General features: G+C 42.5%; 13 protein-coding genes. All 13 read left to right on the top strand.

Going from position 1 to position 17,846, the window contains the following annotated elements; genetic code table 11:
* Window positions 1-2: 2 nt before the first annotated feature.
* The 13 genes from NFR56_RS07710 (at window position 3) to NFR56_RS07650 (ending at window position 17,604) form a co-directional block, all read left to right on the top strand.
* On the top strand, window positions 3-788 hold the full coding sequence (locus tag NFR56_RS07710) for a LicD family protein (protein ID WP_023919863.1): 786 nt from the start codon (window positions 3-5) through the stop codon (window positions 786-788).
* Window positions 789-805: 17 nt separating this feature from the next.
* Window positions 806-1,531: a WecB/TagA/CpsF family glycosyltransferase gene (locus tag NFR56_RS07705; RefSeq protein WP_371495749.1), complete on the top strand. Its 726-nt coding sequence runs from the start codon at window positions 806-808 to the stop codon at window positions 1,529-1,531.
* A complete protein-coding gene (locus NFR56_RS07700; RefSeq protein ID WP_251458516.1) occupies window positions 1,506-2,591 on the top strand; it encodes a glycosyltransferase family 4 protein in 1,086 nt (361 codons plus the stop codon). Before NFR56_RS07705 ends, NFR56_RS07700 begins: the two co-directional genes overlap by 26 nt.
* Complete coding sequence (wecB, locus tag NFR56_RS07695) at window positions 2,588-3,682, top strand: non-hydrolyzing UDP-N-acetylglucosamine 2-epimerase (protein ID WP_251458513.1); 1,095 nt, start codon at window positions 2,588-2,590, stop codon at window positions 3,680-3,682. Before NFR56_RS07700 ends, wecB begins: the two co-directional genes overlap by 4 nt.
* On the top strand, window positions 3,682-4,647 hold the full coding sequence (locus NFR56_RS07690; RefSeq protein ID WP_251458511.1) for a glycosyltransferase family 2 protein: 966 nt from the start codon (window positions 3,682-3,684) through the stop codon (window positions 4,645-4,647). The genes wecB and NFR56_RS07690 overlap by 1 nt, the downstream gene beginning before the upstream one ends.
* 57 nt (window positions 4,648-4,704) lie before the next feature.
* Complete coding sequence (locus tag NFR56_RS07685; protein ID WP_251458509.1) at window positions 4,705-5,412, top strand: IspD/TarI family cytidylyltransferase; 708 nt, start codon at window positions 4,705-4,707, stop codon at window positions 5,410-5,412.
* 1 nt (window position 5,413) lies between these two features.
* Complete coding sequence (locus NFR56_RS07680) at window positions 5,414-6,439, top strand: zinc-binding dehydrogenase (RefSeq protein WP_023919850.1); 1,026 nt, start codon at window positions 5,414-5,416, stop codon at window positions 6,437-6,439.
* A 6-nt stretch (window positions 6,440-6,445) separates the two neighbouring features.
* Window positions 6,446-7,864 (top strand): flippase, encoded by a 1,419-nt coding sequence (locus tag NFR56_RS07675; RefSeq protein ID WP_251458507.1) that lies wholly within the window; start codon window positions 6,446-6,448, stop codon window positions 7,862-7,864.
* A gap of 122 nt (window positions 7,865-7,986) precedes the next feature.
* Complete coding sequence (locus tag NFR56_RS07670) at window positions 7,987-9,144, top strand: polysaccharide polymerase (RefSeq protein ID WP_251458505.1); 1,158 nt, start codon at window positions 7,987-7,989, stop codon at window positions 9,142-9,144.
* An 82-nt stretch (window positions 9,145-9,226) separates the two neighbouring features.
* Window positions 9,227-10,324, top strand: a complete 1,098-nt coding sequence (glf, locus tag NFR56_RS07665; RefSeq protein WP_117744805.1) for a UDP-galactopyranose mutase — start codon at window positions 9,227-9,229, stop codon at window positions 10,322-10,324.
* A gap of 15 nt (window positions 10,325-10,339) precedes the next feature.
* Window positions 10,340-11,392, top strand: coding sequence for a glycosyltransferase (locus tag NFR56_RS07660; RefSeq protein WP_251458503.1), 1,053 nt, complete (start codon window positions 10,340-10,342; stop codon window positions 11,390-11,392).
* Window positions 11,393-11,537: 145 nt separating this feature from the next.
* Window positions 11,538-15,011: a GBS Bsp-like repeat-containing protein gene (locus NFR56_RS07655; RefSeq protein ID WP_251458501.1), complete on the top strand. Its 3,474-nt coding sequence runs from the start codon at window positions 11,538-11,540 to the stop codon at window positions 15,009-15,011.
* Between the two features lie 139 nt (window positions 15,012-15,150).
* Window positions 15,151-17,604 (top strand): GBS Bsp-like repeat-containing protein, encoded by a 2,454-nt coding sequence (locus NFR56_RS07650; protein ID WP_251458498.1) that lies wholly within the window; start codon window positions 15,151-15,153, stop codon window positions 17,602-17,604.
* Window positions 17,605-17,846: the final 242 nt, after the last annotated feature.

Below are 17,846 nucleotides of genomic sequence, written 5' to 3'. Positions count from 1 at the left end.
CTGTGAGTAAAGTTAGACAGATTCAATTAGGAGAACTATCCTTATTAGAAAAGTATATTGAGATTTGCACAAAACACAATCTTCGATACTATGCTTTAGGGGGCACTTTATTGGGAGCTATTCGTCACAAAGGTTTTATCCCTTGGGATGACGATATGGATTTGGGCATGCCTAGAAAAGACTATGAAAAGTTTCTGGAAATTTGCCAAAACGAATTACCAAGCAATGTCATCTTGAGAATCCATGATGATAATTTAGGCAATACGTCTATCATGGATACCTCGCTTCAAATTGAATTTGGTGGGGTTGTGTGTAGTCCTTTTATCGATGTGTTTCCTTTAGATGGTTACCCGTCAGATGGCTTCCACTATTTCTTGCACACCAATAAAATTAAGTATTACCGTGCCCTTTCCAAAATATCTGTCATCAATCGATTGCACAATCGCGACCGAGGTTTCTTTGAAAATTCAATTGTGAAGGTTTCTAAGATCCTTCACCTAGACAAATTACTAAATACTGAAAAAATCAATCAAAAGTTACAAAATACGATTAAAAAATATGACTTTGAGACAAGTGATCTCGTGGGAAATGTCTTAGGATCCTATCGCGAGAGAGAATTGGCTTACAAAGAGGTATTTGGGGAGCCACAACTCCTTGATTTTGAAACTATTAAAATCAGTGGTCATGCTGATCCGGATGCTTATCTGACAAAGATCTATGGCGATTATATGAAGTTGCCAGAAGAATCAGAGCAAAAAGGTCACTTTGAATCCACTTGGGGAGAATAAGCTTGAAAAGTTTTACAATGATGGGGGTCAGAATTGACCCTTTAACAATGGCAGAAACCGTTGCTGCTACAGAAGAATTTGTACGAGATAAAAAACCACTCCATTTGATGGGGGTCAACGCAGATAAGCTCAATCAGTGTGCGACAGACGAAGCCATCAAGAAGATTGTCAATGAATCTGAAATCATTAATGCAGACGGCGCTTCTGTTGTTCTCGCGGCGCGCTATTTGGGCTATTCTGTACCAGAGCGCGTGGCAGGCATTGATTTGATGCAGGAATTGCTCCATTTAGCCAATGAAAAAGGCTACTCTGTCTACTTCTTCGGAGCAAAAGAGGAAGTCTTGACCGATATGTTGGCCATCTTTAAAAAGGATTATCCAAATCTCCGAGTAGTGGGCCATCGAAATGGCTATTTCTCTGCTGAAGAGGAGGAGGCCATTCAAGAGGATATTCGTGAGAAGAATCCAGATTTTGTCTTTGTCGGCATTACCTCTCCTAAAAAAGAGTACTTGATCCAGAAGTTTATGGACAATGGAGTCAATTCTGTCTTTATGGGAGTGGGAGGAAGCTTTGATGTCCTTTCAGGACATATCAAGCGGGCACCTATGTGGATGCAAAAGGCCAATCTGGAATGGTTGTTCCGTGTGGCCAATGAACCAAAACGCCTCTTTAAGCGCTATTTTGTGGGAAATGCCACTTTTATTAAGAGAGTAGTACATGAAAAACGGAAAGCAAAAAAATAATATTCTTCACATTTCACGGACCATGGATATCGGTGGGGCAGAACGCATTGTCTATCAGTTGGCGACAGACCTCAAGGATGAATTTGACCAGGTTCATGTTGCGTCTACTGGTGGATTGTGGGAAGAAAAACTGGTAGAGAATGGGATTCAACACCATCGCATTCTAGACGTCGATAGCAAACAGCCAGCTACGGTGCTTAAGATTCTTGCTAGTCTTTCCAAGATCATCAAAGAAAATGAGATCACTCTTGTTCACACCCATCACCGGATGGCTGCTTTCTATATTCGTTTGTTACAGATGCGCCATCCAAAATTGATCCATGTCTACACAGCCCATAATGTTTTCAAGGATAAATTACCACTTTATAAATTCGCCCTAGGAAAAGCTCGAACGGTTGCTGTCAGTCAAGCTGTCCAGGGAAATATCCTTAATGATGTAGGGTCAAAAAACTCTATTGTGATTTATAATGGAGTGAAAATGAAACAAAGTGAGCATACAGTAAATGAAATTACTCAGTGTGACGGTATCAAAATAGGCTGTATCGCTCGCCTGTCCGAACAAAAAGGGTTACCCTATCTGATCGAAGCTATGTCACTAGTGACAAATCCAAGTGTGTCCTTGTTTCTTATCGGTGACGGAGAATTAAAAAATGATTTGGTAAATCAAACAAAAGAGTTGAATCTGGAAGAAAGAATTCATTTTTTGGGCTACCGTAGTGACGTGGTAGAGTGTATCAATAGCTTTGACTTTTGTGTTCTTCCATCGATCTTTGAAGGATTTGGATTGGTTGCAATCGAGGCCTTTATGAACGGCAAAACGATGATTGCAACAGATATTCCAGGCGTGAACGAAGTAGTGAATTCTGAGAATGGGCTCCTCGTCCCAGCTGAGGATCCGCAAGCCTTAGCTCAAGCAATTAAACAATTAGCAGGGGATCCTGAGAAAAGAGCCTCTTTAGCTGCTCAAGCAAAGAGAGATTATGATACCAAGTTTAGCTATCCGATCTTTTTAGACAACTATCGTAACTTTTACCAATCGATGAGGAAGGGTTCAAAATGAAAAAAGTAATGTTAGTGTTTGGGACGCGTCCAGAAGCCATTAAAATGTGTCCTTTGGTCAATGAACTTAAGCAACACGACACCATTGAAACAGTAGTCTGTGTAACAGGGCAGCACAAGGAAATGCTGGACCAAGTCTTGGACGTTTTTCGTGTTGTTCCAGACTATAATCTAGGGATTATGAAGGCCAATCAAACTTTATTTACCATCACGACCTCTATCTTGGACAAAATCCAACCAGTCTTGGAGCAAGAAAAACCAGATATTGTCCTCGTCCATGGGGATACCACAACCACCTTTGCAACAGCTTTGGCGGCCTTTTATATGGGCATCAAAGTGGGGCATGTGGAAGCAGGTCTTCGGACTTACAATCTTCAAAGCCCCTATCCTGAAGAGTTTAACCGTCAAGCTACTTCCATAGTGGCAGATTATAACTTTGCACCGACCCAAGTTTCAAAAGAAAACCTCTTAAAAGAGGGGCGGACCAATATTTTCGTTACGGGAAATACCGTCATCGATGCCCTAAAAACTACAGTCCAAGAAGACTACGACCATCCTATACTGGAATGGGCAAAAGGAAGCAAGCTCATCATGTTGACGGCCCATCGTCGCGAAAATCTTGGAGAACCTATGGAGCACATGTTCCGTGCGGTCAACCGGATTTTAGAAGAGTTTGAAGATGTCAAGGTGGTCTATCCTATTCACAAAAATCCAAAAGTCAGAGAATTGGCTAGCAAGATTTTTGGAGAGAATGAGCGAATGAAAATCATTGAGCCTTTGGAAGTGATTGATTTTCATAATTTCATGAACCAAAGCTATATGATCTTGACAGACTCAGGTGGTGTCCAAGAAGAAGCACCTTCTTTAGGAAAACCCGTCCTTGTCATGCGTGATACGACAGAGCGTCCAGAAGGTGTGGCTGCAGGGACTTTGAAATTGGTCGGAACAGAAGAAGAAAACATCTATCGCAACTTCAAGCTCCTTCTGGAAGACCAAGATGAATACGAGAAGATGAGCCAGGCAAGTAATCCTTATGGGGATGGAACGGCTTGTCAACAGATTGTAGAAATTATCATGAAGGGATTAGCATAATGGAAAAGGTTTCGATTGTCATACCGGTCTATAATGTCGAGGAGTATTTACAGTATAGTGTCGGTAGTCTTAGACAACAGACCTATTCAAATATTGAAATCATCCTAGTCGATGATGGATCGACTGATCGATCAGGAGAAATTTGCGACCAGTATGCTCAGGAAGATGACCGTATTCGAGTGCTCCATCTTCAAAATGGAGGATTGTCTAATGCTCGAAATACAGGAGTGAAAGCTGCGACAACTGACTGGATTATCTTCCTTGATTCAGATGATTATTATGACATTAGAACAGTCGAATATTTGGTTAGCTTAAAAGAACAGTATAAAGTTGACCTCGTATCGACCCCGGTCATTGAAGTCAGAAATCATGAGGACAAAGATTTTTCAGGAGATCTAAATGAAAAAAGTTCAAGGAAATTAGATCGTCATACAGCCCTCAAAGAAATGTTCTATGGTCACCACGTCGGGACCCATTCAGGAGGTAAACTCTACAAGAAAGAGATCTTACTCCAACATCCCTATCCAAAAGGAATGATTTATGAAGATTTGGCTGTTGCTTATGAACATATTGCTTGTTGTGAGGAAATTGCAGTTAGCGATCTAAATCTTTATAAATACTATCGAAGACCAGGGAGTATCGTCAATTCTTCTTATAGCGATCGGCTCTTGGATTTCTACAAGGCCATGGAATGGAACAGAGCCTATGTCGAGAGAGACTATCCTGATGATCCGGAAATGAAAAAAGCGGTCAATACCCGCTATGTCTTTAATGGCTTGCATGTGGTCCATGCTATGCTGGGTTCTCATATGTATGATCAGGTTAACAAAATTCGCAAAGAGTATCGTCGCTATTGGAAAGATATTCTAATCAATTCACATATTACAAGAAAAAATAAACTCAAATACCTTCTTTTGCTCCTTTCTCCTCATTTGTATCAAAAGGTGAGAGCAAAACTAGGCTAGATTGCTAAATAGCCATGTTCTAGAGAAGGAAAAAGAGACAACATCAGGAGGTTTAGGATGATTTATGCAGGGATTTTAGCAGGTGGAACAGGCTCACGGATGGGGATTACGGATATGCCCAAACAATTTTTGGATTTGGGTGGACGTCCTATTTTAATCCACACGGTTGAGAAGTTCTTATTGGTCCATGAGATTCAGAAGATTGTATTGGGGATTCATCCGGACTGGGTGACCTATACGGAAGATCTGGTAGACAAATACTTGTCTTCTTATAAGGACCGGATCTTGGTTGTAGAGGGAGGAAGTGACCGCAACTCTACCATCGAAAACATCATCCTGGCTATCGATGAGCTGCAGCCTTTGACAGAAGAGGATATTATCGTCACCCATGATTCGGTTCGCCCTTTTGTTAGCCTAAAAACTATCCAAGAAAACATTGAACTAGCCAAGAGCCATGATGTTGTAGATACAGTGGTAGAAGCGACCGATACCATTGTTCAAAGTTTGGACAATACCTTTATCACGGATATCCCTGAACGCCAATACCTCTATCAGGGTCAAACCCCTCAAACCTTTAAAATGAAAGACTTTCTTACCTTGTATCATGATTTAAGTGACCAACAAAAAGAAGTCTTGACAGATGCTTGCAAGATCTTTGTCATTAATGGCAAAAAAGTTGCCCTTGCAAAAGGGGAATATTCCAATATTAAAATTACGACGATTACAGATTTGAAAATTGCACGCGGTATGATTGAGGACAATTAATATGTTGAACCAAATCTTTCAGCTGACCCAGCCGAAAAATATTACCATCAAATACCAAGAAGAAGACATGAGCCGTGGAGACAAGGTGTTAATACGCCCTTATTACATGGCTATTTGTCATGCGGACCAACGTTACTATCAAGGGAAACGGGATCCTAAGGTGCTTAAAAAGAAATTACCCATGGCCCTGATCCATGAGTCGTCTGGTATCGTGGTAGCGGATCCTACGGGAACCTATCAACCAGGACAGATTGTGGCTATGGTTCCCAATCAACCTCCTCATCAAACAGAGGGTGTCTTCTTTGAAAATTATTTGGAGGGGACGCACTTCTTGTCTAGTGGCTTTAATGGCTTTATGCAGGAAGTCGTTGCCTTACCGCTGGATCGTGTAGTGGCTTACCCAGAGGAAGTTCGGGGTCCTGTGACAGCCCTGGCGGAATTTAGTAGTGTTGCCATGCATGCCATTCATCGCTTTGACCTCATTGCCCACCAACGAAGAGAGTCTGTTTTGATTTTAGGAGATGGGAGTCTTTCATATGTGGTTGCGACTTCTTTGCACTATCTTTATCCAGAGTTGAAGATTACAGTTGTTGGGCGTAATAGCGACAAATTGCAATTGTTTAATTTCATTCATCAAGCAATTTTGACCAGCGAGTTGACAGACGACCAACGGTTTGATCACGCCTTTGAGTGTACTGGTGGCCAAGGAAGTGAACCAGCCATCAATGATATTATTGATCATATCAAGCCTCAAGGAACCGTGATGTTAATGGGGGTTAGTGATAATCGGGTCGCAGTTAATACAAGAGATGTTCTTGAAAAGGGCTTGACTTTTGTAGGGTCTTCTCGCTCAGGTCGTGAAGATTTCGAGCGGGCTGTAGAGATGCTGGCTAATCGTCGGGTCCAAAGTCGTTTGAAAAACATTATTCACGTTGATGGAGAAGTTCAAACCATCCCAGATATTCACCGAGCTTTTGCGACAGATTTGATCACACCGTTTAAAACGGTCTTTAAGTGGGGATTGTAGACAATCATGAAAGTGTTAAAAAATTACGCCTATAATCTCTCCTACCAGTTGCTGGTGATTATCTTGCCGATTATCACCACCCCCTATGTGACGCGGGTCTTTAGCTCGAATGACTTGGGGACCTATGGCTATTTCAACTCCATCGTCACCTATTTTATCCTTTTGGCGACCTTGGGAGTGGCTAACTACGGAACCAAGGAGATTTCAGGACACCGCAAAGACATCCAAAAGAATTTCTGGGGGATTTATACCCTCCAGTTGGGAGCGACCTTTGTGTCCATCATGCTCTATGTCTTGCTGTGCTTGGCGCTACCTTCCATGCAAAATCCTGTCGCTTATATCTTAGGACTTAGCTTGGTTTCTAAGGGACTCGATATCTCCTGGCTTTTTCAGGGGTTAGAGGACTTCCGCAAGATTACGGTTCGGAATATCACGGTCAAACTGGTTGGAGTCATCTCCATCTTCTTGTTTGTCAAATCTGCCAATGATTTGTATCTCTATGTATTCTTACTCACTATCTTTGAGCTCTTAGGTCAGCTCAGCATGTGGCTACCTGCTCGGGAGTTCATTGGGAAAGCCCATTTTGATTTGGCTTATGCACGGGTGCATTTAAAACCGGTCATTCTGCTCTTTTTACCGCAGATTGCTATTTCCCTCTATGTCACCTTGGATCGGACTATGCTGGGGGCTCTCGCCTCTACAAAGGATGTAGGGATTTACGACCAGGCCTTGAAATTGGTTAATATCCTATTGACCTTGGTGACGTCTTTAGGAAGCGTCATGCTTCCGCGCGTGGCGAGTCTCTTGGCTTCCGGAGATCACAAGGCTGTCAATAAGATGCACCAAATGTCCTTTTTGATCTATAATTTGGTCATCTTCCCAATCATTGCGGGTATGCTGATCGTCAACGATGACTTTGTTCGATTCTTCTTAGGGAAGGATTTCCAAGATGCTCGCTATGCCATCGCTATCATGATCTTCCGTATGTTCTTCATCGGATGGACCAATATCATGGGGATTCAAATTCTCATCCCGCATGATAAGAACAAAGAATTTATGCTGTCAACTACGATTCCTGCTATCGTCAGTGTCGGGTTGAATGTGCTCTTCTTACCTCATTTTGGTTTTATCGGTGCAGCCATTGTATCCGTCTTAACAGAATCCTTGGTATGGCTGATTCAACTGTACTATACCCGTCATTACCTCAAGGAAGTTCCAATTATCGGGTCTATGACAAAAATTATTTTTGCATCTGCTGTGATGTATGGCCTCTTGCTACTTGTAAAACCATTCCTACATTTCACCCCTACCCTGAATGTACTCGTGTATGCGGTGCTCGGTGGGATCATTTATCTGATCGCTATCCTATCTCTGAGAGTGGTAGATGTGAAAGAATTAAAACAACAATTTTTAAATAAACAGTAGAGAGTAGAAAGGAAGGATATGAATTTTTAAGTAAACAAAATCTTTAGAAAAGAATGCTATAGCAGGCCTTCTAATCTAGACAGAATGAGCTTTTCTTTAAAAATTCTTTATCAGGTAATTTAATGATAAAAATGAAATTTGACGATCTACTGGTTGGTTTTGTCGTCTCGATTGTGATCTTCTTTAATACAATATCCACTACGATGTTAAATAAGGGCTTTTTGCATGTTGGTGCGAGCTCTCTCTTAGTGGTTGTAGCTCTCTTATTGCTTCGTTTTTTTAATAAAATCTCGATTCCCTATCATTATCTAATCTTGTCTGCCATGTTATTGATGGTAGCTGTTATGGTTTATTTCAAGACGGATAAGTTAAATTTCTTAGTTTATTCTCTCTTAATGGTTTTACTGGTCAATGCGGATAGGAAAGTCATTTTAAAAACTTATGTAGGTGTTGCAGGTACGATAGTCCTTACAGTATTTCTATTGTCACTGTTAAAGGTAGTTCCAAACTTACAATATAGTCGGGGTGCTGTTATCCGTAATTCATTTGGGTTTATCTATCCAACAGATTTCGCAGCCCATTGTTTCTACCTTTATGTTGCGATCTCCTATTTGCTAAAAGATCGGTATATTGGCTTACGATCTCTGAGTGGCGTTCTTCTAGCTCTCTTTATTATCAAGTTCTGTGACGCTCGTATGAATGCGATCTCGCTTTTGGTCGCTGTCTTGCTCTTTCTCTTCTTTTATTTTACAAAAGAGAAAAAGTTGAAGTTGTATCACTTGTTGCCCTATTCGATCATCCTTTTTTCAAGCGGAATGATCTACTTGACCTATCATTTCTCCTGGTCATCTCCACTTTATGTTCAAATTAATCAATTCATTACAGGTCGGTTAGCCTTGGGTAAAAATGCTTTTAATTTATACCCCTTGAATTGGTTTGGAACAAGAGAGGTTCAGTTTATTGGATCCGGAGGAAGCACAGAGTCTGTCCTCAATTATAATTATGTCGATTCGTCTTATGTTCAGATGTTATTTACATATGGTATCGTACCGGTTGCTTTATTAGTCGGTATTTATGTCATTGTTTCAAAATATGAATTCAAGAAGGGGCGTTATTTATTTGTTGCAATCTTGTCCCTCATTGCGATTAACTGTATGATTGAAGCATTTTGGTTTGTACCGACTTATAACATCTTTATGTTCACACTCTTTGCGACAGAAGTTGTCAAGAAAAAGCCGGTCAATTCCCTCTCTTATAGTGAGGAAATTGGGGTAATTTGAAGGTCTAATCTATAGCTATGAGTCTAACGAAACGGCTAAGAGTTTAGATATATTTTAAAATAGAAAAATAATGGAGTCTACTATGTACGATTATCTGATTGTTGGTGCTGGTTTGTCTGGAGCCATTTTCGCACATGAAGCTACTAAACGCGGTAAAAAAGTAAAAGTGATTGACAAGCGAGATCACATCGGTGGCAATATCTACTGCGAGGAGGTTGAAGGCATCAACGTCCATAAGTACGGTGCCCACATTTTCCATACGTCCAACAAAAAAGTGTGGGACTATGTCAACCAGTTCGCTGAGTTTAACAACTATATCAACTCACCAGTAGCTAACTACAAGGGCAGTCTGTACAATCTTCCCTTCAACATGAATACTTTTTATGCTATGTGGGGCACCAAGACTCCTCAAGAAGTCAAGGACAAGATTGCCGAACAGACAGCTGACATGAAAGATGTTGAACCGAAGAACTTGGAAGAACAAGCTATCAAGTTGATTGGTCCAGATATCTATGAAAAGTTGATTAAGGGCTACACTGAAAAACAATGGGGACGTTCTGCCACAGACCTTCCACCCTTTATCATCAAACGTCTACCAGTTCGTTTGACCTTTGATAACAACTACTTTAATGACCGTTACCAAGGAATTCCAATCGGTGGTTACAACGTCATCATTGAAAATATGTTGGGCGATGTAGAAGTAGAACTTGGAGTTGACTTCTTTGCCAATCGTGAAGAACTTGAAGCTTCAGCGGATAAAGTTGTCTTTACAGGAATGATTGACCAGTACTTTGACTACAAACACGGTGAGTTGGAGTACCGTAGTCTTCGTTTTGAACACGAAGTCTTGGATGAGGAAAACCATCAAGGGAATGCGGTCGTCAACTATACAGAGCGTGAGATTCCTTATACTCGTATCATTGAGCATAAGCACTTTGAGTATGGTACACAACCCAAGACAGTTATCACCCGCGAATACCCCGCTGACTGGAAACGTGGGGATGAACCCTACTACCCAATCAATGATGAAAAGAACAACGCCATGTTTGCCAAGTACCAAGAAGAAGCAGCTAAAAATGATAAGGTCATCTTCTGTGGACGTTTGGCAGACTATAAATACTACGACATGCACGTGGTCATTGAGCGTGCTCTAGAAGTCGTAGCAAATGAGTTTGATTAAGAGAAACGATAATCTATGAAATACTACTTAAAAGAAGAATTCCTGCATGATGTCAACGCAAAGAACGCAGGAAATAAAGCACGCAATGACGTAGAAAGTATTGTGAAAGAAGAAGGCTATCATCCTTTGGTCCTTTCTGTCGACAATTGGTATCAGATGAGTACCCTTGCGGCTCAACGCCATAAGGCAAAGGCTTTTAGTCAAGCCTTGGATCAACTAAAGCAAGGAGATGAGTTGCTGATCCAGTTTCCAATGCTTCACCATAGTTTTTTCTCAACCCATTTGGTTAAAAAAGCACAAAAAAGAGGGATTAAAGTCTATCTCTTGATTCATGACCTAGAAGTGCTTCGCCATGCCAACATGACTTCACTACCTTTAAAACACAGAATTCGGATGTACCTTCAAGAAGCAAGTTTTCTCAAAGCAGCTGATGGGATCATCGCCCACAATCCAGTTATGAAATCTGTCTTGGTGGGTAAAGGAATTGCGGAAGATAAGATTGTCAGCCTTGGCATTTTCGACTATTTGATTCCAAATTTCCAAGAAAAGAGTGGCCAAACAAAAGACCAGCCGATCATTGTGGCAGGTAATTTGGCCCAGGAAAAAGCGGGTTATCTCTATGCTCTTCCTGCACAACCTGCCTATAATCTCTATGGTGTTGGTTTTGATGAGAGTAGAGCTCTAGAGAATGAAACTTACTTTGGCTCCTTCCTACCGGATGAGCTTCCTGCAGCCCTTGAGGGTGGTTTTGGACTGGTCTGGGATGGGGATAGTGCGGAAACCTGTAGTGGTGTTTTTGGCGAGTACCTTCGCTACAACAACTCTCACAAGGCGTCGCTTTATCTAGCATCGGGCTTCCCGCTGGTGGTGTGGAAACAGTCAGCCTTGTCTCACTTTGTGCTTGAGAAGGACTGTGGGATTGCAGTGGAGTCTCTTCATGATTTGAAGGAGACAATCGACAATCTTTCAAATGCCGATTACCAAGATTTGGTGGACAATGCCAAGCGTGTTGGCCAGGAAATCCGAGATGGTCACTACTTAAAGACAGCCTTAAAGCATTTATCATAAGATTAAAAGAAGTCAGACAGACTTCTTTTTTTAGTTTTTCAAAAAAATATCACTAATTTTAAAAATTTGCCTTATAAAACTTTTCATCGCTGAAACCGTGTGGTAAAATGATTAACGTATAAAATTTGTATAAAGGGAAGTTTATATGAAAAAGAAAGATCTTATTTTTTATGCCGGAGCGGCAGTCTTGATGGCTGTATCTGCTCAGGGAGTCAGTGCAGATGAGCTGGTTTCAAACGAGGCCACTACTACTGAAGGCAACCAAGTCCAAGCTGAAAAAGTGCCAGAAGTAGCCGTTGCTGAAAAGTCGGTAGCACCTGTCGTAAGCAACTATGCAGCACCAGCAAATGTGACCGAACAGCCTGTAGCACCTGTGAACAAGGCCGCGGCTTCAGAAAGTGGGGCTCCATCTGTAGAGAAAGCTACAGAAGCATCGACTACTGAGAAAGAAGAAACTCCTCTTCCGTCTAATACAGGAAGCACGACCTTCTTTAACACAGGCGCTCACGCTCCTGCTGGTCGCTCAACAGATGTAGCGGTTCAGCCAAAATCATTCGTTGATGTGAGTAGCCACAACGGAGACATTAGTATTGGCGACTACCGTACCCTAGCTAATAAAGGCGTAGGCGGTGTCGTTGTCAAATTGACAGAAGACACTTGGTACAAGAACCCGAATGCGGAGAACCAAATTCGTAATGCACAGGCTGCAGGTCTACAAGTATCGACCTACCACTTCTCACGCTATACTTCCGAGGAGGCGGCGCGTGCAGAAGCGCGATTCTACATTGCAGAGGCGCAACGCTTGAGTCTTCCAAAGAACACCCTCATGGTCAATGACTTTGAGGATGCCAAGATGCAGCCAAATATTAACCGCAACACCCAAGCCTGGGCGGACGAAATGCGTAAAAATGGCTACACCAACTTAATGTTCTACACCAGTGCTAGCTGGTTGGATGAAAACAACCTTCGCAAGAAAGGTCCTGTCAACACCGCTCAATTTGGTCTTCAGAATTTCTGGGTTGCCCAATACCCTTCTCCAAAACTATCTGTAAACGATGCGAAAAGTTTGCGTTACAATGGGAAAGCTGGCGCCTGGCAGTTCACTTCTCAAGCGGAATTGCTTCCAGGAAAACACCTCTTTGACCACAGTGTGGACTATACCGGTCGCTTTACAGCGAACGCAAAACCTGCAGCAGATCCAACAGAAGGCAGCTTAAGTGGAAAGATTGACATTGTCAATAACGATACTATGACGGGCCGCTTTGACGTTGTCATCTCAAATGTCAAGGCACCAAATGGAGTTCGAACCGTTTCTGTACCGATCTGGTCAGAAACAGGTGGTCAAGATGACCTTGTTTGGTATACAGCCAATCGTCAAGCAAATGGGACCTATACCGTCAATGTAAAAGCAGCGGACCATAAAAACTCAACCGGTCTTTACAATGTCCATCTTTACTATGTTCAGAACAATGGACAAATGACGGGTGTGGGTGGAACAACGACGACAGTAGCCATTGGAAAGAAAAATCAGACACCAGTGTCAGCTGATTTGACTATTGCAAAATCAGAAAAAGACGGCACCTTCACCATCACAGCTAAGAACCTTCAAGGCTTCGATGGCTACAAGGAAGTGAAGATTCCATTCTGGTCTCATGCGAATGGGATGAAAGACATCATCTGGTATACTCCGACTCGCCAGGCAGACGGTTCATATACTGTAACGGCTAAGGCTAGTGACCACGAAAATGCTGATGGCAAATACGAAGCGCAGGTCTTCTATGTAGATGCCCAAGGTCAAAACAAATTTGTGAAAAAGGCCTTTATTGATTATACGGCGACAAAACCGGCCAATGCTGTCGCAGCTGATCTGACCATTACAAAATCAGAAAAAGATGGCACCTTCACCATCACGGCTAAGAATCTTCAAGGCTTCGATGGCTACAAGGAAGTGAAGATTCCATTCTGGTCTCATGACAATGGGATGAAGGATATCATCTGGTACACTCCAACTCGCCAGGCAGACGGTTCATATACTGTAACGGCTAAGGCTAGTGACCACGAAAACGCTGATGGCAAATATGAAGCGCAGGTCTTCTATGTGGATGCCAAAGGCCAAAATAAGTTTGTCAAGAAAGCCTTTATCGATTACACAGCTTCTAAACCATCTGCTGATCTGACCATTACAAAATCAGAGTCAGACGGCACCTTTACCATTACAGCTAAGAACCTTCAAGGCTTCGATGGCTACAAGGAAGTGAAGATTCCATTCTGGTCTCATGCTAATGGGATGAAAGATATCATCTGGTACACTCCAACTCGCCAGGCAGACGGTTCATATACTGTAACGGCCAAAGCTAGTGACCACGAAAACGCTGATGGCAAATACGAAGCGCAGGTCTTCTATGTGGACGCTCAAGGCCAAAACAAGTTTGTCAAGAAAGCCTTTATTGATTACAAAAATCAATCACGTCCAACCGGCACTCTCTTGATCCAAAACAACAATAAGGATACAGGAACATTTGATGTTATCATCAAGGATGTCTACAGCCCTAAAGGGGTGCGGACTGTGCAAGTTCCTACTTGGTCTGATAAGGATGGCCAAGACGATATTCGCTGGTATGAAGCGACTCGCCAAGCGAACGGAGACTACAAGGTATCGGTCAAAGCGAGCGATCACAAGAACTCTACAGGTAAGTACCATGTTCATCTTTACTACATCCAAAACGATGGTTCTCGGATCGGTATTGGTACCACGACTACAGACGTAGAAGTTAGAAATGCCATGACCAAGACGCAAGCTGCTATCAAGAATGTCAATGCAACGAACGGGACTTATACAGTAGCTGTAGATCAGGCACCTCAGGGACGTCAGATTAAGAATATTCGTGTCGCAGCTTGGTCTAAAGCGCACCAAGAAAATCTATACTGGTATTCCGCAACACCGACAGATATGCATACAGAGATCACTGTCTCTGCCAATAATCACGGTAATGAAGCGGGCAACTATACTACTCACGTCTATGTAGACTACAAAGATGGGGGAGTTGAAGGTTTTAACCTCGGTCAGACAGCCTTGTCTCCACGAAATCAAAAGGTGAATCCACAAACAACCTATTATTCTCAACGGGATCCTCGTTGGGCTGGGAAATATTACGGTGTGAGCAATGTCGATCAGTCAGGTTGTGTGCCAACCTCTCTTGCTATGACCTTTACAGATATCCTAGGTAGAACTATTTTGCCAACAACAGTAGCTGATTATCTCTACAACAATACTGATTCATTCAACAAAGGTGAAGCAGGAACAGATTCTGATGGGATTGTAGCTGCCACTCGTAACTGGGGCTTGAAGAGCCAATTGATTAATGGAGCTGGAGGCATTGCAGAAGCCCTCATGGCTGGCAAGCATGTACTTGCTGCGGTAGGCAATAGCCAATTTACTAGCGATCCTTATACTCATGAATTAGTCTTGCATGGTTATGACAATGGAAGAACCTACGTACGCGATCCATATAATAGTGGCAACAACGGCTGGTACTCCATCAATTATCTTCACTCTATTAAGAGCAAGGACCCGATGGATAACAAGCTTGGAGCACCTTTCTTCTCAATTTTTGCATAAGCTAATCAGAAGGCCAATCTGGCCTTCTGTTTTCTTTAAAAATAGGATTCTTCTCACGATATTGTTTCTTGATCCGGCGGTTTGTGCTATAATACTACTATGTGGGTACAATCCGTATAAAAAATTGTAAGGAAGATACATGAAAAAGAAAGATCTTATTTTTTATGCTGGGACAGCCGTTTTGTTGGCTTTTTCGACACAACAAGTCAAAGCCGATGAGCAACATGCGTCTGATCAAACACCAGAAAATACATCAGCTATCGTTGCAACAACAACTTCATCAGAAGCACAGAATACCGTGAGCGAAGGAGTGGGAGTTGAGAAAGGTATTCAGACAGAAAATACCGTTGCAACAGAGGCAGCACCTGTCACACCGACTCTTAGCAATAACCAGTCTTCTGACAAGGGCACTAGCGACAAGGTTGTATCAGAGCAACCAGCACAAGCTGTGGTAGCTAGTCGTGCACCATATGGCGCACGCGCACGAGTGGTAGCAGCAAGAAATGAGAGTGTTCCTCAACAGGAATCTCCAGTTTCTGCAGATTTGACTATTGCCAAATCAGAGTCAGACGGCACCTTCACCATTACGGCTAAGAATCTTCAAGGCTTGGATGGTTATGAAGAAGTGAAGATTCCATTCTGGTCTCATGCCAATGGGATGAAAGACATCATCTGGTACACTCCAAGTCGTCAAGCAGATGGTTCTTATACTGTAACAGCCAAAGCTAGTGACCACGAAAACGCTGATGGCAAATATGAAGCGCAAGTTTTCTATGTGGATGCTAAAGGCCAAAACAAGTTTGTTAAGAAAGCCTTTATTGACTATACAGCTCCTAAACCATCTGCTGATCTGACCATTACGAAATCAGAGTCAGACGGTACCTTCACCATCACAGCTAAGAACCTCCAAGGCTTCGACAGCTACAAGGAAGTGAAGATTCCGTTCTGGTCTCATGCCAATGGGATAAAAGATATCATCTGGTACACTCCGACTCGCCAGGCAGACGGTTCTTATACCGTAACAGCCAAAGCTAGTGACCACGAAAACGCTGATGGCAAATACGAAGCGCAAGTTTTCTATGTGGATGCCCAAGGTCAAAACAAGTTTGTCAAGAAAGCCTTTATCGATTACACAGCTCCTAAACCATCTGCTGATCTGACCATTACAAAATCAGAGTCAGACGGGACTTTCACTATTACAGCTAAGAACCTTCAAGGTTTCGATGGTTATAAAGAAGTGAAGATTCCATTCTGGTCTCATGCCAATGGGATGAAAGATATCATCTGGTACACTCCAACTCGTCAAGCAGATGGCTCATATACTGTAACAGCCAAAGCTAGTGACCACGAAAACGCTGATGGCCAGTATGAAGCGCAAGTCTTCTATGTAGATGCCAAAGGACAAAACAAGTTTGTCAAGAAAGCCTTTATTGATTTCAAAAATCAGTCACGTCCAACTGCTAGTCTCTTAATCCAAAACAACAACAAGGATGCGGGTACCTTTGACGTCATCATCAAGGATGTCTACAGTCCTAAAGGTGTGCGGACGGTTCAAGTCCCAACTTGGTCTGATAAGGATGGCCAAGACGATATTCGCTGGTATGAAGCGACTCGTCAATCAAATGGAGACTACAAGGTATCGGTCAAAGCGAGCGATCATAAAAACTCTACTGGTAAGTACCATATTCACCTTTACTATATTCAAAATGATGGTTCTCGTGTGGGTGTCGGTTCAACGACTACAGAAGTTGAATTCCGAAATGCTCAGACGAAGACACAAACAGGGATCAAGAATGTCAATTCTGGTGCTGGAACCTATACGGTAACGGTGGATCAAGCGCCTCAGGGCCGTCGGATTAAGAACATCCGTGTCGCAGCCTGGTCTCAAGCACACCAAGAAAATCTTTTCTGGTATTCAACAGCACCTTCTGGAATGCATACAGAAGTGCAGGTCTCTGCAGCAAATCACCAGTACCAATCAGGCAACTATACCACTCACGTCTATGTGGATTATGTCGATGGTGGCGTTGAAGGCTTTAACCTTGGTCAAACAGCCCTTCATCCCCGTGCGACAGTAGATCAAACTGCTTTTAGTCCTCGTGTAACGAATGGACAACGGGACCGTGTCTTACGGGCAGCAGCTAGTCTAGTGGGCGTTCGTGGCGGAACTGCAGCTCACCAACAATTGGTCAATGATTATAACAGTGTCAAACCGCTTCCAGTTGGTTATGCAGTGAAGACGACCGATGACTGGTGTGATATCTTTGTCACAACAGTCTTCCAGCGGGAAGGTTTGAGTGGTTTGATTGGTCGTGAATGTGGAGTCGAACGTCACATCCAGATCTTCAAACGCTTGGGCATCTGGAATGAAGATGGTACCACTACACCAAAAGCAGGGGACATCATCACCTTTAACTGGGATCAAAATAGCCAACAAAACAATGGCTTTGCGGATCACATCGGAATTGTTGAGAGCGTCTCAAATGGGATCATTCATACCATTGAAGGAAACTCCAACAACCAAGTCCGTCGCAATACCTACCGAATCGGACATGGCAATATCCGTGGATTTGCAACCCCTCGCTATCAATAATAAAAAGGGAGTGGGAAAGAACTCTGACTAGTTAAAAAGAGTTCGTCTTCCCACCCCCGCACAGTTGATTAGGTCATCTTTGGAGCTTAAAAAGCGAACAAAGATGCCAATCAACCACTGCGTCATACAGTTATTTCTATCAAATATAAAAAGGCTGAACAGTTTTGAACTGCACCCTAAAAGTTAGACAGAAAAATCTAATTTTTGGGGTGCTTTTATTATGAAATTAACTTTTGAAGATA

Origin of the sequence: Streptococcus caecimuris (assembly GCF_943193075.1) — a bacterium.
GTDB lineage: Bacteria > Bacillota > Bacilli > Lactobacillales > Streptococcaceae > Streptococcus > Streptococcus caecimuris.
This window is presented reverse-complemented; position numbering and strand designations above follow the sequence as displayed.